Annotated in this window: 16 protein-coding genes; 13 read left to right on the forward strand and 3 right to left on the reverse strand. The window is 61.9% G+C overall.

Features of this window, described 5'->3' with window-relative positions:
- The first annotated feature begins 20 nt into the window (after positions 1–20).
- From AB8A33_RS07745 to AB8A33_RS07775, 7 genes are all read left to right on the forward strand, one after another.
- Complete coding sequence (locus tag AB8A33_RS07745; RefSeq protein ID WP_439092222.1) at positions 21–2,528, forward strand: circularly permuted type 2 ATP-grasp protein; 2,508 nt, start codon at positions 21–23, stop codon at positions 2,526–2,528.
- A complete protein-coding gene (locus AB8A33_RS07750; protein ID WP_439092223.1) occupies positions 2,525–3,403 on the forward strand; it encodes a transglutaminase family protein in 879 nt (292 codons plus the stop codon). Before AB8A33_RS07745 ends, AB8A33_RS07750 begins: the two co-directional genes overlap by 4 nt.
- The gene (locus AB8A33_RS07755; protein ID WP_439092224.1) at positions 3,400–4,599 is read left to right on the forward strand and encodes an NAD(P)/FAD-dependent oxidoreductase; all 1,200 of its coding nucleotides are present in this window, start codon (positions 3,400–3,402) and stop codon (positions 4,597–4,599) included. The genes AB8A33_RS07750 and AB8A33_RS07755 overlap by 4 nt, the downstream gene beginning before the upstream one ends.
- Positions 4,600–4,631: 32 nt before the next feature.
- On the forward strand, positions 4,632–6,014 hold the full coding sequence (locus tag AB8A33_RS07760) for an ethanolamine ammonia-lyase subunit EutB (RefSeq protein WP_439092225.1): 1,383 nt from the start codon (positions 4,632–4,634) through the stop codon (positions 6,012–6,014).
- Positions 6,015–6,239: 225 nt separating this feature from the next.
- Positions 6,240–7,823, forward strand: a complete 1,584-nt coding sequence (locus tag AB8A33_RS07765) for a B12-binding domain-containing radical SAM protein (protein WP_439092226.1) — start codon at positions 6,240–6,242, stop codon at positions 7,821–7,823.
- Between the two features lie 16 nt (positions 7,824–7,839).
- A complete protein-coding gene (gene eutC / locus AB8A33_RS07770) occupies positions 7,840–8,625 on the forward strand; it encodes an ethanolamine ammonia-lyase subunit EutC (protein ID WP_439092227.1) in 786 nt (261 codons plus the stop codon).
- 247 nt (positions 8,626–8,872) lie between these two features.
- Positions 8,873–11,212 (forward strand): efflux RND transporter permease subunit, encoded by a 2,340-nt coding sequence (locus AB8A33_RS07775; protein WP_439092228.1) that lies wholly within the window; start codon positions 8,873–8,875, stop codon positions 11,210–11,212.
- 85 nt (positions 11,213–11,297) lie between these two features.
- On the opposite strand, the gene AB8A33_RS07780 is transcribed toward AB8A33_RS07775, so the two are convergent.
- Complete coding sequence (locus AB8A33_RS07780; RefSeq protein ID WP_068735853.1) at positions 11,298–11,798, reverse strand: hypothetical protein; 501 nt, start codon at positions 11,796–11,798, stop codon at positions 11,298–11,300.
- Positions 11,799–12,277: 479 nt separating this feature from the next.
- On the opposite strand from AB8A33_RS07780, the gene AB8A33_RS07785 reads away from it, so the two are divergent.
- The 6 genes from AB8A33_RS07785 (at position 12,278) to AB8A33_RS07810 (ending at position 18,479) form a co-directional block, all read left to right on the forward strand.
- Positions 12,278–12,520 carry a cysteine rich repeat-containing protein gene (locus AB8A33_RS07785; protein ID WP_092146618.1) on the forward strand — a complete coding sequence of 81 codons (243 nt, stop codon included), beginning with the start codon at positions 12,278–12,280 and terminating at the stop codon, positions 12,518–12,520.
- A gap of 229 nt (positions 12,521–12,749) precedes the next feature.
- Entirely contained in the window at positions 12,750–13,631 is an 882-nt protein-coding gene (gene hpnC / locus AB8A33_RS07790) for a squalene synthase HpnC (RefSeq protein WP_439092229.1), read from the forward strand.
- 5 nt (positions 13,632–13,636) lie between these two features.
- Positions 13,637–14,482 carry a presqualene diphosphate synthase HpnD gene (hpnD, locus tag AB8A33_RS07795; protein WP_439095882.1) on the forward strand — a complete coding sequence of 282 codons (846 nt, stop codon included), beginning with the start codon at positions 13,637–13,639 and terminating at the stop codon, positions 14,480–14,482.
- The gene (gene hpnE, locus AB8A33_RS07800) at positions 14,482–15,732 is read left to right on the forward strand and encodes a hydroxysqualene dehydroxylase HpnE (RefSeq protein WP_439092230.1); all 1,251 of its coding nucleotides are present in this window, start codon (positions 14,482–14,484) and stop codon (positions 15,730–15,732) included. The genes hpnD and hpnE overlap by 1 nt, the downstream gene beginning before the upstream one ends.
- 42 nt (positions 15,733–15,774) lie before the next feature.
- Entirely contained in the window at positions 15,775–17,748 is a 1,974-nt protein-coding gene (gene shc / locus AB8A33_RS07805; protein ID WP_439092231.1) for a squalene--hopene cyclase, read from the forward strand.
- Positions 17,745–18,479: a phosphorylase gene (locus tag AB8A33_RS07810; protein WP_439092232.1), complete on the forward strand. Its 735-nt coding sequence runs from the start codon at positions 17,745–17,747 to the stop codon at positions 18,477–18,479. The genes shc and AB8A33_RS07810 overlap by 4 nt, the downstream gene beginning before the upstream one ends.
- A 104-nt stretch (positions 18,480–18,583) precedes the next feature.
- Here AB8A33_RS07810 and hpnH read toward each other — a convergent pair whose 3' ends face one another.
- Both hpnH and ispH read right to left on the reverse strand, forming a co-directional pair.
- The gene (gene hpnH, locus AB8A33_RS07815) at positions 18,584–19,753 is read right to left on the reverse strand and encodes an adenosyl-hopene transferase HpnH (RefSeq protein ID WP_439092233.1); all 1,170 of its coding nucleotides are present in this window, start codon (positions 19,751–19,753) and stop codon (positions 18,584–18,586) included.
- Between the two features lie 43 nt (positions 19,754–19,796).
- Complete coding sequence (gene ispH / locus AB8A33_RS07820; protein WP_439092234.1) at positions 19,797–20,741, reverse strand: 4-hydroxy-3-methylbut-2-enyl diphosphate reductase; 945 nt, start codon at positions 20,739–20,741, stop codon at positions 19,797–19,799.
- Positions 20,742–20,894 lie beyond the last annotated feature (153 nt).

Genomic DNA, 20,894 nt, shown 5'->3' on the forward strand with positions numbered 1-20,894 from the left:
GTTTGGGCTGGAGAGTCGGAATGACGGGACAGGCCGGTCAGGGGAAAAAGCCCCGTCCGGGACATCGTAAAGTCGCGCAATGGACCCGCGACTACGAGCGGCTGCCCGGAATTTCCGACGAATTCATTGCCCAGGACGGCACTCCCCGTGAGGTCTGGACCCGATTTTTCGACGCCTTCGCGGCACTCGCGCCGGCGGATGTCGAACGCCGTTTCGGCTCGGCCGACCGTCACCTCCGCGAAGCCGGGGTCAGTTACCGGGCGCCGGGCGAAATCGCCGACCGGATCTGGCCGCTCAGCCATGTGCCGTTGCTGATCGACGAATCCGAATGGCAGCAGATTTCAGCGGCAGTTACGCAGCGCGCGGAGTTGCTGGAGAAGATCCTTGGCGATCTCTATGGCGATGCCAGCCTCGTCGCATCCGGCGCGATCCCGGCGGCGGCGATTGCCGGCAGTTCGGAATATCTGCGGGCGATGCGCGGCGTGAAACCGCCCGGTGGCCGTTACCTCAACGTCTATGCGGCCGATCTCGGCCGCGGTCCCGATGGCCGCTGGTGGGTGCTCGGCGATCGCACGCAGGCGCCGTCCGGCATGGGCTATGCGCTGGAAAATCGACTGGTGCTGTCGCGCGCCTTCACCGATCTCTACAAGTCGATGAATGTCGAGCGCGTCGCGCCGTTCTTCGAAGCGTTTCGCGACAGCCTGCGCGCCTCGGCCGACCGCGATGAACCGCGTGTGGGCCTGTTGTCACCGGGGCCGTTCAGCGAGACCTATTTCGAACACGCGACATTGGCGCGCTATCTCGGCTTCCTGCTTGTCGAAGGCGATGACCTCGCAGTGTCCGGCGACCGCGTGCATATCCGCACTGTGGCCGGCTTGAAGCGCCTTGATGTGCTGCTGCGCCGCGTGGATGCCAATTCGCTCGACCCGCTGGAGCTCGATGCGTCGTCGCAACTCGGTGTGCCCGGGCTGATCGATGTTGTCAGAAAGAATGGCGTCGTTGTCGCCAACATGCCCGGCTCCGGCGTTATGGAAGCGCGCGCGCTTTTGGGTTTTCTGCCAAGCTTGAGCCGGAAGCTGCTCGGCGAACCACTGAAGATGCCGCATATCGCCACCTGGTGGTGCGGTCAGAAATCGGCGCGCGAGGAAGTGCTGGCGCGGCTCGACGACTTCGCCATCGAAGGCGCTTATGGCAGCGCAGTTCCGGGCTTCCCTGGTCACACGCCGGTACTGCCGTCGCAACTCTCACCCGACGAACGCGAGCGTCTGAAAGCGGCGATCGCCAATCGCGGCGTCGACTATGTTGGGCAGGAGCTGGTGCAACTCTCGACCACGCCGGTCTGGGACAACGGCCGGCTCGCGCCGCGTCCGTTCGTATTGCGCGTGTTCGCGGCGGCGACGCCGGACGGCTGGACCATCATGCCCGGTGGCTTTTGCCGGATCGCCGACCAGCCCGATGCGCGCGCCGTGTCCATGGGCGCGGGCGCACGCGCCGCCGACGTCTGGGTGGTTGCCGACAAGGCCGTCCCTGCCTCGACGCTGCTGCCGGCCGTCGACAATGTGCGCATCCGCCGCATCGCCGGCTGGGTGCCGAGCCGCGCCGCCGACAATCTGTTCTGGCTCGGGCGCTATCTTGAACGCGCCGAGTCCACGCTGCGTCTGATCCGTGCACTCAGCGTGCCGCAGCGCGATCCCGGCAAGGGCGGCGCCACCGCGCTGCAATCGATCGAGCGCATCCACCGCATGCTGATGACCTGGGGCGCAACATCGCTGACATCACGTTCGCAGCCGGCGAAGGTCGCCGCGCAAGCCTTGCAGAGCGAGCAGCAGTTTGGCTCAGCGCTATCGCTGGTGCGCTCCGCATTGCGGACGGCGACTTCGCTGCGCGAACGACTGTCGCCGGACGCCTGGCAGGTCATCACGGAGATGGCTGAGCGGCTTGCGCATGAAGTCGAAGATGACGATGACGTCGTCAGTGCGGCGGAGCTGACCTTGCAGGAACTGGCGAGTTTCGCCGGTCTCGCGCAGGAAAACATGAACCGTGCTGCCGGCTGGCGTTTCCTCGAAATGGGACGCCGTGCCGAACGCGCGATCAACACCACGCGCTTTGCGCGGCAATTCGCGTGTGACGAGGCGACGAGCGACGATCTCGACATCCTGCTGACGCTGGTGGATTGCCAGATTACCTATCGCTCGCGTTATCTGGTCGGCCCGCTATTGGCACCGGTCCGTGATCTTGTGGTGCTCGATCCGTATAATCCACGCTCGGTGGCGTTCCAGGTCTCGGCACTGAACGATCACATCGCCAGCCTGCCGACGCTGAAGGAAAACGGCCTGATGGAACGGCCGCAGCGGCTGGCGGTGGCGCTGCGTTCGTCGCTGGTCACTGGCGAGGCATCCGAGATCCACACCAAATCGCTGTTCGCGCTGGAGCAGGATTTGCTGACGCTGGCGGATTCCATCGGCCTGCATTACTTCCCGCACGGCGCCAGCGCATCGCGTCCTGAAAAGCTCACGGGGCTGGCGTGATCTACGAAATCCGCCATGTCACGACCTATAGCTATGAAAGCCCGGTGAGCTATGCGCGCTGCTCGCTGCGGCTGCAGCCCAATAGCAGCGCCGGTCAGCAACTGGTCTCGCACAGCGTTGATATCAAACCGCTGCCGGCGGCCCGCGCCATGCGGATGGATTTCTTCGGCACACCGACGGAAAGCGTGCTGATTGAAACCCCGCACAAGATGCTACGCATCGACAGCCGGTCGCGGGTCTATGTCGAGCGTTTCGCACCGGGGCGCGGCGACGACAGCCCTTCCTGGGAGAGCGTCCGCGAGGCGGCGTTCGATTCCAGCGACCTCAGCGGTGCCTCGCCGATCGGCTACGTCTTCGCCAGTCCGCTGGTGCCGATCATCGATGCCGTCACGGACTACGCAGCGATGAGCTTCACCGAAGGTCGCGGCATTCTAGCCGGCGCTGTCGATCTGATGCATCGCATCCGTACCGAGTTCAAATATGATCCGAAGGCAACGGTGATCTCGACGCCGTTGCAGGAGGTGCTGGATAAGCGCCATGGCGTCTGTCAGGACTTCGCGCATATCATGATTGCGGGTATGCGCGGCCTCGGCCTGCCTGCGGCCTATGTGAGCGGCTATCTGCGTACCATTCCCCCGCCGGGCAAGGAGCGCCTGCAGGGCGCCGACGCAACTCATGCCTGGGTGTCGGTCTGGTGTGGTGAAGAACTCGGCTGGATCGGCTTCGATCCCACCAATGACATCCTGGTCGAGAACGACCACATCGTGCTGGCGATCGGCCGCGATTTCTCCGACGTGTCGCCGGTCGATGGCGTGATCGTCGGTGCACGCAGGCAGAAGCTCGCCGTTGCCGTCGATGTGCTGTTGCTGGAATGACCATCGTCCGTCGCGCGCATAACACGGCCGATGTCATCATCCTCGGCGCCGGTGCGGCTGGCCTGATGTGCGCCGGCATCGCGGGGCAACGCGGTCGCTCGGTGATGGTCCTGGAGCAGGCGAGGGCGCCGGGCGAAAAGATCCGCATCTCCGGCGGCGGGCGCTGCAATTTCACCAACCTGCATACGACGCCGGCGAATTTCCTGTCGCAGAATCCGCAATTCTGCAAATCGGCGCTGAAGGGATTCACCCAGCAGGACTTCATCGCGCTGGTCGAGAAATACCGCATCGCCTATCACGAGAAGACGCGCGGGCAGCTGTTCTGCGATGGCTCCTCACAACAGATCATCGACATGCTGTTGGAGGAAAATCGTTCAGGCAGCGTGCAGATGCGTCTCGGCGTCGGCATTCTCGGCGTGACGAAGAACGAGAGCGGCTTCATTGTCGCCACCGATCAGGGCGAATATCGCAGCCAGTCGCTGGTTGTTGCCACCGGCGGTCCGTCGATTCCGAAAATGGGCGCCAGCGCCTTCGGCTACAAGCTGGCACAGCAGTTCGGGCTCAAGATGATCGCGCCGCGCGCCGCGCTGGTACCGCTGACCTTCGACGTTGCGGCGCTTGCGCAATTCAAGGACCTCGCCGGCGTTGCCGTCGACGCCGTGGTCAGCGTCGGCAAGACCAAATTCGACGAGGCGCTGCTGTTCACCCATCGCGGCCTTAGCGGACCGGCAATCCTGCAGATTTCGTCCTATTGGCGAGACGGGCTCGACGTCGTCATCGACATGGCGCCGACGCGCGATGTGCTCGCTGCCCTGAAGGATGCACGCCGCGAACGGCCCCGGCAGGAACTGGCGACCGTGCTCGGCGATCTCCTGCCGAAGCGACTAGCCCAGATGATCGCCGACAAGATCGCCGGTCCGCCGCGGCTGGCGGATTTTTCGGACAAGCTTCTGGCGTCGGTGGCGGCGGCGGTGAAGGAATGGCGCGTGCGGCCGAACGGCACCGAGGGCTATCGCACCGCCGAGGTTACGCTCGGAGGTGTCGACACAACTGAACTGTCATCCAAGACCTTCGAATCCACAGCCGTGCCTGGCCTCTATTTCATCGGCGAAGTCATTGATGTCACCGGCCATCTCGGTGGTTTCAATTTCCAGTGGGCGTGGTCGTCCGGCGTCGCTGCGGGCCGGCACGTCTAGACAGCCTCCGGCGAATATCCAACAATCCGGCCATGATCTATCGCCACGCCATCGGTGACCATACGCATGTCTTCGCGGATCTGCGCGACCTCATGGCCAAGGCAACGCCGCCGCGCTCCGGCGACCGATTGGCGGGTATCGCGGCTGAAACTGCCGAAGAGATGATCGCCGCGCGAATGGCGCTGGCGGATGTGCCGCTCACGCAATTCCTGCAGGAAATGGTCGTGCCCTACGAGGACGACGAGGTCACCCGGCTGATTATCGACGGTCATGACCTATCGGCGTTCACGCCCATTTCGGCTCTCACTGTCGGCGGCTTCCGGGACTGGTTGCTGTCGGATGTCGCCACACCAGAAGTTCTGCGCAACGTCGCGCGCGGCATCACGCCGGAAATGGCTGCTGCGGTCTCGAAGCTGATGCGCAATCAGGACCTGATCCTGGCGGCCAAGAAGTGTGAGGTGATCACGCGCTTTCGCAACACGATCGGATTGCGCGGGTGCATGAGCGTGCGGCTGCAGCCGAACCATCCGTTCGACGACATCAGGGGCATCACGGCATCCATTCTTGACGGACTGATGCTGGGCTCCGGCGATGCCTGTATTGGCATCAACCCGGCGAGCGACGATCCGGTGGTGCTGGGCGGGTTGGTGCGGCTGCTCGACGATGTCATCACCAAGCTGGATATTCCGACCCAGAGTTGCGTGCTCACCCATGTCACGACCAGTCTTGATCTCATCAACCAGGGCGCCCCGGTCGATCTGGTGTTTCAGTCGATCGCCGGGACAGAAGCCGCCAATAAAAGTTTCGGCATCGATCTGGCGATCTTGAAAGAAGCTCATGCCGCCGGGCTCTCGCTGAAACGTGGCTCGCTCGGTCAGAACGTCATGTATTTCGAGACCGGGCAGGGCTCGGCTCTGTCGGCCAACGCCCATCACGGTGTCGATCAGCAGACTTTGGAGGCGCGGGCCTATGCCGTGGCCCGGGCGTTCGATCCGCTGCTGGTCAACAGTGTCGTCGGCTTCATCGGGCCGGAATATCTCTATGACGGCAAGGAGATCATCCGCGCCGGGCTGGAGGATCATTTCTGTGGCAAGCTGCTCGGTCTGCCGCTGGGCGTCGACGTCTGTTACACCAACCATGCCGAAGCCGATCAGGACGACATGGACAATCTGCTGACGCTGCTGGCCGCGGCCGGCGTGACCTTCGTGATGGGCGTCCCCGGCGCCGACGACGTGATGCTGAATTACCAGTCGACGTCATTTCACGACGCGCTCTATATCCGCGACCTCTTTGGGCTCAAACGCGCACCGGAATTCGACGACTGGCTGCAACGGGTTGGGCTCTCCGGAGCGGACCTTCGCATTCGCGATCGGGACGGCCTGCTGCCCAATCTGGCCGCGCGTCTGATCGCCTGACGTCAATAAACCGTCATAAGGCTTGGCGCTTTGCGCGCACTTGCGCGGAGCTGGTCACGACCTTGTCACCGCCCGCCACAATCTTGAAGAAATTCTGGCCCAGATTCGGACGTCGTGATTAGATCGCACAAAGTATTCGGCAGGAGTGGAACGGTTTTATCTCGGCAATGTTATTGAAGGTTCAGCGCTTATGGGGACCGCTGATGCATTCACAGAGGAATTTTGATGAGAGCTGAGGGCAGGCAGACGGTCCGGCGCATTCTGTGCGTCTTTCCGCGATACACGTCTTCATTTGGCACGTTTGAATATTCATATCCTCTGACCGACGGCGTTCAGGCATTTATGCCGCCCCAGGGCTTGTTGCTGATCGCGGCCTATATGCCCGAGAACTGGGAAGTCCGTTTCATCGACGAAAACATCCGTGCCGCCACGCCCAATGATTTCCTGTGGGCCGAAGCGGTGCTGGTGAGTGGCATGCACATCCAGCGCCCGCAGATGAACGACATCTGTTATCGCGCGCATTCCTACGATCTGCCGGTGGCAATTGGCGGACCCTCGGTCTCGTCATGCCCGGAATACTACCCGGCCTTCGACTACCTGCACATCGGTGAGCTCGGTGATGCCACGGACCAGCTGATCGATATCCTTGAAAAGGATACGTCGCGCCCCGATGAGCAAGTTGTGCTGAAGACCACCGACCGTCTGGACATGACCAGGTTTCCGATTCCGGCCTATGAACTGGCCGATATTCCGCGCTACTTCCTGGGCAGCATCCAGTATTCTTCGGGCTGTCCGTATCAGTGCGAGTTCTGCGATATTCCCGGCCTCTACGGGCGCAATCCGCGCCTGAAATCGCCGGAGCAGATCACCGCCGAACTCGACAAGTTGCTCGAATGCGGCATCATGGGCTCGGTGTATTTCGTCGATGACAACTTCATCGGCAACCGCAAGGCCGCACTCGATCTGCTGCCGCATCTGGTCGAATGGCAGAAGAGGACCGGTTTTGTCTTGCGTCTGTCATGTGAAGCGACGCTGAACATCGCCAAGCGGCCGGAAATCCTTGCGCTGATGCGCGATGCCTGGTTCGGCACAATCTTCTGCGGCATCGAGACGCCCGATCCCGTCGCCCTCAAGGCGATGAAGAAGGATCATAACATGATGGTCCCCATCATGGAGGCGATCGAGACGCTGAACAGCTTTGGCATGGAAGTCGTGTCCGGCATCATCCTCGGCCTCGATACCGACAAGCCGGAAACCGGACAGCATCTGCTCGAATTTGTGGAGACGTCGCAGATTCCACTTTTGACGATCAATCTGCTTCAGGCACTGCCGCAGACGCCGCTATGGGACAGGTTGAAGAAGGAAGGCCGCCTGAACGAGGACGAGGGCCGCGATTCCAACGTCGACTTCCTGTTGCCGTATGAGGATGTGGTGAAGAGCTGGCGGCGTGCCATGGGCAGCGCCTATGTGCCGGAGAAACTACTCGAGCGCTTCGAGTACCAGATCCGGCACACCTATCCGAACCGCATCAAGCCGCCGATCGGCGCCATGCTGACCTGGAAGAGTATCCGGCTCGGGCTGGTGATGCTGCGCAATATCTTCTGGAAGGTCGGCGTGCTCGGTGACTACAAGCGGGCGTTCTGGAAGTTTGCACTCCGGCGACTGGCGCGCGGCGAGATCGAGTATCTCATCAGCGGGATCATGGTGGCGCACCACCTGATCAACTTTGCCCGCGATGCGTCCGGTGGTCAGACCAACGCGTCCTATTATTCGCTGAAACTGCAGGACGCTGCCGTTCCGGCCGAATGAGCGATAGACTGGCGTCATGACAGATCGGAATGACGTGACGCCGCCTTCACCGCAGCGCTCCCTCGCGGAGCTGCGGGCATTGACGCCGGCGCGTGTGGGGCTCGGCCGGGCCGGAGCCAGTCTGACCACGCAGGCTCTGCTTGATTTCACGCTCGACCATGCCCGCGCACGTGACGCGGTCCATGCGCCCTTCGAGGCCGAAGCCATCGCGGCCGCGCTGGCCGGACTGGGGACGAGCGCGCTGGTCGTGACGAGCCAGGTCGCGGATCGGGCCGATTATCTCAAGCGTCCCGATCTCGGCCGCCGACTGTCTCGCGAGTCACGGGAGTTGCTTGAAGGGCGCGATAGCGCCGCGTGCGATCTGGTGATCGTGATTGCGGACGGCCTGTCTCCGGCTGCGGTCAATGCGCATGCGCTTGGCCTGCTGAGTGCCTTAATGCCCAAATTGGCGGGGGTCGGGATTAGCGCTGTTGTAGTTGCCGGCGGGGCCAGAGTCGCGCTCGGCGACGAGATCGGCACGTTATTGAGGGCCCGGATGACGATCATGCTGATCGGCGAACGTCCGGGTCTCTCGGCGCCGCAGAGTCTCGGCGCCTACCTGACCTTCGCACCGCAGCCGGGTCTGTCGGACGCTGCGCGCAACTGCGTGTCGAACATCCAGGCGGCCGGTCTGTCCTTCGAGGAGGCAGCGAGCAAGATTGCCTGGCTGGCGCGCGAAGGGCTGAAGCGCAACATGACCGGTGTGGGTCTGAAAGACGAAAGCGGTCTACAACTGGTAGCGCCGCTCGCTGCGCCAGTATGAAACAACAGCCTCTGCGCTCCATTTTGTGACCTGAAACGCAACCTCTGCGCGCTCGCCGCCTTGCGATGTGTCATACAGACCTGCTACATCTGCCCGCGGCAAATTTACCGCATGTTTTCAAGGGCTAGCGCTGTTCGGTCTCGCCGATTCCAGCCTTACTACTGCCCGCGACGCTTGCTAGGCAGACGCCGCTGACGACAGGACTGGACAGGGTATGCACGATACGGTTCCCCCCCACGACGCGGATATGAATAAATTGCGCAAGGGGCCGATCAGCATCGCCTTCGGGCTCGAGCGCATCGGTCTGATCGCGGTGAAGGCGCCGGTCCTGTCCTGCGTGATCCTGCTCGCGCTGGTGATCGGTGCGATCTTTGGCATCCAGCGCATCAAGATCGACGATTCGCTGAGCCAGCTATTTCGTTCTAACAGCAAGGAATACAAGCAATACGAGGAAGTGACGAAGCGCTTCCCGTCCACCGAGTTCGACGTGCTCGTGGTGCTCGAAGGCAAGACGCTGCTTGCGCGCGACAATCTTGGAAAGATGCGCGACCTCGTCACCGACCTGCAATTGGTCGATGGCGTGCGGGGGCTGATCTCGATCTTCTCGGCGCGTCAGACGCCGGCCCCCGGCAAGTTGCCGGCAGCGCTGTTTCCCAACGATCTTCCTGAAGGCGCCGACTACGACAAGTTCATCGAGACGGTGAAGCAGAACGAGCTGATCCGCGGCAAGCTTTTGTCCGACGATGGAACTCTGGCGCTGGTGGTGCTGTCGCTCGACCCGGCCGTGGTCAGCAACAGCAAGCTCAGCACCGTCGTTGCCGATATCCGCAAGACCATGAATGAGGACCTGGCCAATAGCGGTCTGACCAAGGAATTGTCGGGCGTGCCGGTGATGCAGCTCGAAATCCGCAACGCGGTCGAGCGCGACGGCCTGATCTATAACATCGCCGGCATTCTCGCCGGCTGCGTCATTGCGATCATCTTCTTCCGCAAGATCTCGTTCATGATCATCGCGGCGTTTCCGCCGCTGCTGGCGATCCTGTTGTCGCTCGGCGCACTCGGCTGGGCCGGCTTCAGCCTCAACATGTTCCTCAATGTGATGACGCCGCTGATCATGGTGATCAGTTTTGCGGACTCGATGCAGCTCACTTTCGCGGCGCGTGACCGGTTGATTGCGGGCGAGGATAAGTATTCGGCATTTACGAATGCAGTTCGTGTCGTGGGTCCGGCCTGCGTCCTCACCCATGGCACCGCCGGCATTTCGTTCCTGGCGTTGCAGTTCTCCGACTCGGACCTGATCCGCGCCTTCGGCGAGGCCGGTCTCACGGCGACCATCATCGCGCTGGTCGCGGTGCTGTCGCTGGTGCCGGTGTTCGGCGTGCTGCTGGTGCGTAACGAGAAGATTTTCGCTGCCAAGTTCCAGACCGCCGATGCCGGCGTGCAGGCGCTGCGCGCCTTCTGTTACTGGATCGCGGTGCGCATGGTCGGCCGTCCTGGTCTGTTCAGCCTGATCTCGCTCGTCGTCGTCGTTAGTCTCGGGATCGTTTACGCCAATCTCGAGCCGCGCTATCGGCTGGCCGATCAGGTGCCGGACAAGGAGCAGGCGGTCGCGGCCAGCGGACGGCTCGACGCCAAGCTGACCGGCGCCAATCCGATCGACGTGCTGATCGAATTTCCGAAGGGCGCGGATCTCTATTCCCCGGACACGTTGGCGACCATCGCCGAAGTCCATGCCATGGTCGAGAAGCAGGCCGGCGTTGGCAACGTCTGGTCGCTGGAAACGCTGCGGCGCTGGCTGGCGGAAAAGGCCGGCTCGTCGGATGTCGCGACGCTGAAGGAATATGTCGGCGTGATACCCGAGCATCTGGTACGCCGCTTCATCTCGGCAGACCAAACGGCGGTCGTCGTGTCCGGTCGCGTGCCCGACAGCGATTCGAGCAAGATCCTGCCGGTGGTCGACAAGCTCGACAATGCGCTGAACGCCGTTCGCACCAAGCACCCCGGCTATGAGATTGCAGTGACCGGCCTCTCGGCGATCGCGGCGCGCAACAGCGCCGGGATGATCGAGAAGCTCAATCACGGCCTGACCATCGAGTTCGGTCTGGTCGCGGTCTTCATCGGCCTCGCATTCCGCTCTTGGGTGGTGATGTTGGCCTGTATCCTGCCGGGCATCTTTCCGGTGGTGCTGGCCGGCTTCGTGCTGTGGCTGCTCGGGGAGGGGCTGCAATTCGCCAGTGTGGTGGCACTCACCGTGTCATTCGGCCTCGGCCTCAGCGCGACGATTCACTTCCTCAACCGCTTGCGTCTGGAAGACACGCCGGGCACCGATCCAGCGATCGCCGTCGAGCGTGCGACTGTACTCGTTGGTCCCGCGCTGATCCTGACGACGGTGGTGCTGGCTTGCGGCCTCGTGGTGACGGTGTTCTCTGACCTGCCGTCGCTGCGGCTGTTCGGCTGGCTCAGCGCCTTCTCGATGGTCGCGGCACTGGTGGCCGATCTGTTCATCCTGCGCCCGACCGCGATGTGGCTGATCAATCTGCAGCAGCGTCTCACCGGCAGTTCGGTTCTTGCGAAGCAAGAGAAGTAATCAGCCGCGCATAGCAAGGACGATCAAATAAAAAAGCCCCCGGATCGCTCCGGGGGCTTTTTTGTGAATGGTGTGGAAGCTGGCGTCAGCTCTTGACCATGTTGATCGAGACGCCGCGAATTTCGCCCTTGGAGCTGATCGATACCGACTGCTTATTGCCGCGGGTCGTCAGCGTGATGTTGGCCGCAAAGCCGGCGGCCTCAACGAACACGTCGATCTGGCCGCCGCCAGCCTTGCCGACCAGATTGCCGTAGACGTTGCGGCTCGCTTCGCTCCAACTGCCGGACACATTGTTGCCCTGGCTGGTGACATTGCTGGAGAGGTCGAACTTGTAGCTGTCGCTGGCGCAGCGCAGCGTCTGGGCTAGGGCGCTGCCGCCGCCATCCACCTTGTAGGTCGCGCGGCAGCGAATGCGCTCCGACGACCCGTCCGACATGGACACCGTTCCGGTACCGCTCCAGGCCCCGTCGAAGCCGGCGAACGGTCCGGACTGGGCATGGCCTGCGGACACCGACAGCAGCAGGATCGCGCCAGCGCCGGCGGCCTTGAGGGCATGCCCGAACCGCTTTGCAGAATGGAATGTCATGTAAGTTTTCCCAAAATAGCGCTGTGTGACCGAGCTATGCCGCGCCTCATCGAAGCTTAAGTGTCGCTGCATACCTTTAGGTTCAATGGACCAATCATAATTAGACGATTGTAAAAGTAACATGTCACCGCTCACAAGCCGAAGGTTCCCCGACGCGGAACACGGTGGTGGATACTATTGTGACGTCTTTGCTGGCATCCCGGGTTACCGCTACGCGGTTGGACTAGTTGTCCTAAAATACTGTTGGATGCTCCGGGTTGGGCAGGGTCGGGCCGGGCGCCGATACGTGAACAGGTGCAAGTTTTGGCCGCATTTGTCAGCGCTTGTCGTAGCAACGGAGTTCTGTGTCTTGATTGCATCCATCGTCTCGAATTCGCCGATGTACCTGAAGATAAGGCCTTTCCCGACGATGCGAATGTTTCAGTTTATGCTATGCACCACGCGGGCTGTGAATCTCGCCACCATATTGAAGGAAGACAATGCGTAAATTTCTCCTGGTACTGTCCGTGCTTTCCGCATCTGCCTCGACCGGCGCATTGGCCCAGCAAAACCAGCCCCGCAGCGGCACCGACGCGGAGCAGAAGGCTTGCACCCGCGACGTGCAGAAGCTCTGCCGCAACGTGATGGATCAGGGTGACCTCGTGGTTCTGTCCTGCCTCAAGGAAAACCGCCCCAAGATCAGCAAGGCCTGCAACGACGTGCTGGTTAGCCACGGCCAATAAGCCCGCCGATGTGAGATTCCGGGCTCGTGGCGCCATTTTGGTCTCGCCGCGAGCCCGCCAGGACTTGATCCGGCCCGGCACAGGCTGCGGCCGAAAGCGGCATATTGGCATTGGTTTCACCGGCCAATTTGCCCTATATGGGGGCTCGCGGCCGACCCCGCCTGCCGGTATTACCGGACCTTGGCGGCCCCCGAGCCACCCCGTTTAAATCCAACGTAGCCAGTTGTGGATGACCCCTGCGAGCGAACTGCGATCCGGCAAGACCGATCGTGACGAGAATTTTCCTGTCGCGTCGTGGATTATCCATCCGCGCCATCGGGCGCTGATTCTTGCCTTCTATAATTTCGTCCGGACCGCCGACGACATTGCCGATCACGCGCTGCTCGATGCGCCTGCAAAACTGGCTCTGCTCGACGAACTGGAGGCCGACCTGCTCGGTCGGGGTGACGGCCAGGCCGAAGCAGTGATCCTGCGCGAGGCGCTGCAGGCCCGCGGCATGGCCCCACGGCATGCGCTCGATGTCCTGACAGCCTTCCGGATGGACGTGACCAAGCTGCGTTACGCCGACTGGGACGAGCTCATCCATTATTGCTCGTTCTCGGCGATGCCGGTCGGACGTTTCATGCTCGACGTGCACGGCGAAAGCAAAGCCACCTGGCCGGCGTCGGATGCGCTGTGCGCGGCGTTGCAGATCAACAATCACCTGCAGGATTGCGGCAACGACTATCGCGATCTCGATCGGGTCTACATTCCGCAGGACACGCTGGATCGGCACAGTGCCTCGGTGGAAGATCTCAAGCAGGCGAAGGCGTCGCCGGCGCTGTTGGCATGTATTCGCGAGCTGGTCGCCAAGACCGAAGCCCTGATGCACGAGAGCGAGACGCTGACGGTTCATATCGCGGACGTCCGGCTTGGCTGCGATGTCGCCGTCATCGAGACCTTCGCCTGGCAGATCCTGAAGATGCTGAAGGTGCGCGATCCGCTGAGCGAGAAGGTCCATCTCTCGAAGGCCAGCATGGCAGGCTACGCGCTGGCCGGCATTGCCGGCGGGCTGTGGCGCCGCGCCACCACCAGCGCGCCGATGCCTCGTTCGACGACGCCAGGCGCATGAACCAGATGACAAGCCAGGTGAATAATAGCGAACCTCAGAGCGAGGTTCAGGGCGTTGCAGCCGGCAGTTCGTTCTATGCCGCGATGCGCATTCTGCCACGTGCCCAGCGCGATGCGATGTTCCAGATCTACAGCTTCTGCCGTCAGGTCGACGATATCGCGGATTCCGATGGTCCGCGCGACGTCAGGCTCGCTGACATGCAGCAGTGGCGCGCAGATATCGATGCGCTCTATGCAGGCAATCCGCCGGCGCGGGTGCGCGACTATGTCGGGCCGATCAAGCAATTCGGCATGCGCAAGGAGGATTTCATCGCCGTCATCGACGGCATGGAGATGGATATCCCCGCGGATATTCGCGCGCCCGATGACGCAACGCTCGATCTGTATTGCGATCGTGTTGCCAGTGCCGTCGGCCGCCTGTCGGTGAAGGTGTTCGGCATGCCGGACGAGGACGGTATCCTGCTTGCGCATCATCTCGGCCGTGCGCTGCAGATCACCAATATCCTGCGCGATATCGACGAAGACGCCGGTATCGGTCGTCTCTATCTGCCGCGCGAACTGCTCTATCACGCCGGCATCACGTCGAGCGATCCGGACGTGGTGCGCGCCAGCCCGGCGTTGCCGAAGGTCTGTGCGCCGCTGGTGAAGCGGGCGCAGGCACATTTCGAAAAGTCCGACGAGATCATGGCGCGCAACAAGCGCCGCGTGGTGCGTGCACCGCGGATCATGTCGAAATATTATCACGCCATCCTGGAATTGCTGGTGGCGCGTGGCTTTGCTTTGCCGCGCGACCCCGTTCGTCTCGGCAAGGCCTCCAAGATAGCGATCCTGCTGCGATACGCGATTATCTGATGCAAAAGACCGCTCATATCATAGGTGCCGGCGTTTCCGGCCTGTCGGCCGCCGTGCGTCTCGTCAATGCCGGTTTCAAGGTCCACGTCCATGAGGCGACGCAGCAGGCCGGTGGCCGCTGCCGGTCGTATTTCGACGCGCAGACCCAGCTCCAGATCGACAACGGCAACCATCTGGTTCTGTCGGGCAACAGCCACGTCGTTGCCTATGCGAAGTCGATCGGCACCGAGGACGGGCTTGTTGGTCCGAAGCGGGCGCAATTCGCATTTGCCGATGCCAAGACTGGCAAGCGCTGGCAGCTGGATCTCGGCGATGGCAAGATTCCGACATGGTTGTTCGACAAGACGCGCCGCGTCCCGGACACCGGCATCGCCGATTATCTCGCGCTGTCGCCGCTGATCTGGTCGTCGAATAGTCGCCTGGTCGGCGATGCCATTCGCTGTGAAGGCGTCCTCTACGATCGTCTGGTGCAGCCACTGCTGCTGGCCGCGCTCAATGTCGATCCGCCGGAAGGTTCGGCTGGCCTCGCTGGCGCCATCGTGCGCGAAACGCTGCTGGCAGGCGGGCAGGCGTGCCGCCCGCTGATCGCGCGCGCTGGTCTTAGCGATGTTCTGGTCGAGCCTGCGATCGAATTGCTGCGCGCCAAGGGCGCCGGCGTTCATTTTGGCCATGAGCTGCGCGGTTACACCATGAGTGGTGATCGCGTCACCGAGCTGAAGTTTGGCGCTGATGACGTCATCGCCATCGGTCCTGACGACGTGGTCGTGATGGCTGTCCCGCCATGGGCCGCGAAGTCGCTATTGCCCGGCGTGAAGACGCCGACCGAATTCCGCGCGATTGTGAATGCGCATTTCAACTACGTTCCGCCGGCAGGCCACGCGCCGCTGGTTGGCGTTGTCGGCGGTGTGGTGGAATGGCTGTTTGCTTTCCACAATCGCCTGTCGATCACGATCAGCAATGGCGACCGTTTCGTGAACACACCGCGCGAACAATTTGCGCAACAGATCTGGGACGAAATCTGCAAGATTTCGAATATCCAGGCGCCGCTGCCCGCCTGGCAGATCGTGCGCGAGCGCCGCGCCACTTTTGCGGCTACGCCTGCCCAAGATGCCCTGCGTCCGGGCACGCGCACCGATTTCAAGAATCTTTTTCTCGCGGGCGATTGGACCGATACCGGTCTGCCGGCGACTATTGAAGGATCGGTGCGGTCGGGTGACCGCGCGGCCGATCTCGTTCTGGCGATGCGCTAACCGTCGCGCAGCCTGACGATCATTCACGACGAGTACGGAGATATGGCGAGCGAGATGCATTCGGTCAGTCCAGAGATCACAATTCAGAACGCGGCGCTCGAGACGAGCATCGCTTCGGCGAAGCAGGGCCTGCTGAAGTTCCGGCAGCCTGACGGCCATTGGGTATTTGAGCTCGAAGCCGACGGCACGATCCCGTCAGAATACGTCCTGTTGCGGCACTACCTCGGCGAGCCCGTCGATGCCGAGCTTGAAGGCAAAATCGCCAACTATCTTCGCCGCACCCAGGGCAAGCATGGCGGCTGGGCGCTGGTGCAGGACGGCGACTTCGATATGAGCGCCAGCGTGAAAGTGTATTTCGCGCTGAAGATGATCGGCGATTCGATCGACGCGCCGCATATGGTTCGTGCCCGCGAGGCGATCCGCTCGCGCGGCGGCGCCGTCAATGTCAACGTCTTCACGCGCTTCCTGCTCGCGATGTTCGGCATCATCCCATGGCGCGCCACGCCGGTGCTGCCGGTCGAGATCATGCTGCTGCCGATGTGGTTTCCGTTCCACCTCAACAAGATGTCCTATTGGGCGCGTACCACGATCGTGCCGCTCATGGTGCTCGCAGCGCTGAAGCCGCGCGCGCAGAACAAGAAGGGCGTCGGCATCGACGAGCTGTTCCTGGAAGATCCGTCCAAGGTCGGTGGCATTAAACGCGCGCCGCATCAGAGTCGCGCGATGTTCGCCTTCTTCACCGGCATCGACATTCTGCTCCGCATCGCCGAACCGTATTTTCCGAAGAAGCTGCGCGCCCATTCGATCGCGAAAGCCGTCGAGTTTTGCGAGGAGCGCCAGAACGGCGAAGATGGTCTCGGTGCAATCTATCCGCCGATGGCCAATATGGTCATGATGTATGAGGTGCTCGGCTTCCCCGCCGATTATCCGCCGCGCGCCGTCCAGCGCCGTGGTATCGACAAGCTTCTGATTGTTGGTGAGGTCGAAGCCTATTGCCAGCCTTGTGTATCGCCGGTGTGGGACACCGCGCTGACCGCGCATGCGATGCTGGAGACCGGCGGCGATGAAGCGTTCGGTTCGGCGAAAGAAGGTCTCGACTGGCTGGCGACCAAGCAGGTGCTCGACGTGAAGGGCGACTGGGCGGTGAAGCGGCCGGATCTGCGTCCGGGCGGCTGGGCGTTCCAGTACAACAACGCGTATTACCCGGATCTCGACGACACGGCCGTGGTGATGATGGCGATGGACCGCGCACGCCGTCAGACCGGCGGCCGGGAATACGACGTTGCGCTCGATCGCGGCCGGGAGTGGATCCTGGGTATGCAGAGCAGTGACGGCGGCTTTGCGGCGTTCGAGGTCGATAACCTCGAATATTATCTCAACAACATCCCATTCTCGGACCATGGCGCGCTGCTCGATCCGCCGACCGAGGACGTCACCGCGCGCTGCGTCTCGATGCTGGCGCAGCTTGGCGACACCGTCGAAACCTCGAAGCCGTTGGCAGACGGTGTGGAGTATCTGCGCCGCACCCAGCTCGCCGAGGGCTCATGGTATGGCCGCTGGGGCCTGAACTACATCTACGGCACCTGGTCGGTGCTGTGCGCGCTGAATGCTGTTGGCATCGATCACCAGGATCCAGCGTTCCGCAAGGCGGTGGCCTGGCTGCTGTCGATCCAGAACGAGGACGGCGGCTGGGGTGAGGATGCGGTCAGCTACCGACTCGACTACAAGGGATTCGAGGCGGCCCCGAGTACGTCGTCGCAAACGGCATGGGCCTTGCTTGCGCTTATGGCGGCAGGCGAGGTCGATAATCCGGCTGTCGCCCGTGGAACGCGGTACCTGATGGACACACAGACGGAAAAAGGACTCTGGGACGAGGCCCGTTACACCGCTACCGGCTTCCCCCGTGTGTTTTATCTGCGTTATCATGGCTACTCGAAATTCTTCCCGCTCTGGGCGTTGGCGCGGTTCCGGAATTTGAAGAGCACCAACAGCAAGACCGTAGGGGTTGGGATGTGATTTTGGGCGATGGGGGCATTTCGACCGCGGGCGATACAACCGACCCGCGGCCGGTATTGATCGTCACGGGGCTGGTCCAGGAAGCGAAGATCGCTGCTGGGCCGGGAATGACCGTCATTTGCAGTTCAAGCGACCCCGTCCAGCTCCGCAGCCTGCTGGCTGACTTCGACCCGGCCACCATCCGTGGCGTCATCAGCTTCGGCGTCGCCGGGGGTCTCGATCCCGATCTCAAATCAGGCGCTGTCGTCGTGGCCACTGAAGTGGTGGCTGGCAACAGCCGGTGGTCGGCTTCTGAAGCCCTTAGCGATGAACTGATCGCCGGTGCCGGCGTTGGCCGCCAGAAAGTGTTTCGCGGTGGTCTGGTCGGTGTCGAGAAGGTCGTGACGGGGCAGGCCGGCAAGGCCGCTCTGCGCTCGGAATTCGGTGCCGCTGCCGTCGATATGGAAAGCCACATCGCCGCCGAGTTCGCCGCCATCGCCGGATTGCCCTTTGCCGCTCTGCGCGTGGTCAGCGATCCCGCCCATCGCGCCCTGCCGGAAATCGCCACCACCGCGATCAAACCCAATGGTGACGTCGATCTGCGCAAGGTGCTGCGCGGCATCGCACGCAATCCACTGGTGATTCGGGCGCTGGTTTCGACAGGGCGCGACTTCAATCGCGCACTGCGCAGCTTGCGCGACTGCCGCAGCTATCTGCTGGGTCACACCAACCTGGTTTCCGCGGACGTCTGAGCAGGGCTCTGATGGGCCTTACCGGTCGTTCTGCACTAACATCGCTACAAGGAAAAAGGGCGCGATTTGCATCGCGCCCTTTTTGATATCCGATCTGAAATCGCTCAGGCGGCGGTCGAAGCCTTCTGCGCCTTTTCCTCTGCCTTGGCGGCAGCGGCGACAGCTTCTTCCTTGCGGATGTCCGACAGGCGCTTTTGAACTTCCGACGAGAACACGTACTGCGCCGGGCGCTGCTTGGTGAGGTCGATTTCCGGCGCCATCGGGCCCGAGGTCTTGATGCCGCGAATCGCCACCCACATGGCCTTGAACGGGTTGCTGATCGCTGCGTCCGCGGCGGTCGGCTCATAGCCGCAATGGGCCATACAGTCGGCGCACTTCTCGTACTTGCCGGTGCCGTAGGTGTCCCAATCGGTGGTGTCCATCAGTTCCTTGAAGGTCTTGGTGTAGCCTTCACCGAGCAGGTAGCAGGGCTTCTGCCAGCCGAAGATGTTGCGCGCGGGCATGCCCCACGGCTTGCACTCGTATTCCTGGTTGCCGGCGAGGAAGTCCAGGAACAGGCCGGAATGCATGATGTTCCACTTCTTGCCCTTGCCGAGCGCAAAGACGTCGCGGAACAGCTTCTTGGTCTTGGTGCGGTTCAGGAAATGCTCCTGATCCGGTGCGCGCTCATAGGCATAACCGGGCGACATCGAGACGCCGACGCCGAGCTCGACGGTGTAGTCGAGAAACTTCGCGATGTCCTCGGCGGCATGGCCGTCGAAGATGGTCGCGTTGACGTTGACGGCGAAGCCACGCTCCTTGGCAGCCTTGATCGCGGAGACGGCTTTGTCGAACACGCCTTCCTGCGACACAGCCTTGTCGTGGTGGTCCTTGAGACCATCAAGATGCACCGAGAAGAACAGGTAGGGCGACGGCGTGAACAGGTCGAGCTTCTTCTCGAGCAGCAGCGCGTTGGTGCAGAGCGAGACGAACTTCTTGCGCTCGACCAGGCCGCGCACGATCTCGCCGATTTCCTTGTGGATCAGCGGCTCGCCGCCCGGGATCGCAACCATCGGCGCGCCGCACTCGTCCGCAGCATCCCAGCATTCCTGCGCCGACATGCGGCGGTTGAGGATAGCGTTCGGATAGTCGATCTTGCCACAGCCGACGCAGGCCAGGTTGCAGCGGAAAAGTGGCTCCAGCATCAGCACCAGCGGATAGCGCTTCTGGCCGGTCAGCTTCTTCTTCAACAGATAGGAGCCGATTTTCATTTCTTTAAAGAATGGAATGGCCATTTTCGTATTTTCTCTCTGCGCATCACATCGTGACGAAGGTGGATCAAACCGCGGTCAGTTCGGCGGGTAGCTTGAATTCGATATTCTCTTCACGTCCGGGCAACACCGACACCGCAACCGGTCCGATCCGCCGCAAGGTCTCGATCACGTCATCTACAAGCACTTCTGGCGCGGATGCGCCAGCCGTGATGCCTACGGCACGCGCGCCCTTCAACCAAGCGGGGTTGAGTTCGCTGCCATCGGCAATGAGATAGCTCGCGACACCGACTTCGGTGCCGATTTCGCGCAACCGGTTCGAGTTGGAACTGTTGGTCGCCCCGACGACCAGAATGACGTCCACGAGCTTGCTGAGGTCTCTTACCGCAGATTGGCGGTTTTGTGTTGCATAGCAGATATCGCGGGTATCGGGACCCTCAATGTCACTGAAACGCTGTTCCAGGGCCAAAATGATGTCCTTGGTGTCATCCACGCTAAGGGTCGTCTGGGTGATGTAGGCGACCGGTTCCTGCGGTGGCAGCGTCAGTGCCTGGACGTCCTCGACGCTCTGAACAAGGTAAACCGGGCCGGGCACCTGTCCCATGGTACCGTCGACCTCTGGATGGCCTGCATGGCCGATCAGGATCACCGTACGGCCCTTGGACATATACCGCTTGCCCTGGTTGTGGACCTTGGTGACAAGCGGGCAAGTTGCGTCCAAAACAGGCAGGCCACGGGTTGCCGCTTCCTCCTCGACGCTCCGGGCGACGCCATGGGCGCTGAAGACGGTCATGGCGTTCGGAGGCACTTCGGAGAGTTCCTCGACGAAAATGGCACCTTTGGCCTTCAGGCTCTCGACCACGTATTTGTTATGGACGATCTCATGGCGGACATAGACCGGTGCTCCATAGCGCTCGAGAGCACGCTCGACGATCTCGATGGCACGCACGACGCCCGCGCAGAAGCCGCGCGGCTGAGCCAGAAAGATTTCAAGGGGACGACGGTCAAGCACGTGATACAAAGTCCATAATCGATTCCGGTACAATCCGTAATTCTGTACCACAATCAGGCACATATCCAGCCCAGCTGGATATTTGAGCCGTTCTGTGTGACAAAAATCACTCAGTATGCAATCACGAACCGAAAACGTGGTTTGCGGTGACTG

The organism is Tardiphaga sp. 813_E8_N1_3 (genome assembly GCF_051811025.1).
Lineage (GTDB): Bacteria > Pseudomonadota > Alphaproteobacteria > Rhizobiales > Xanthobacteraceae > Tardiphaga.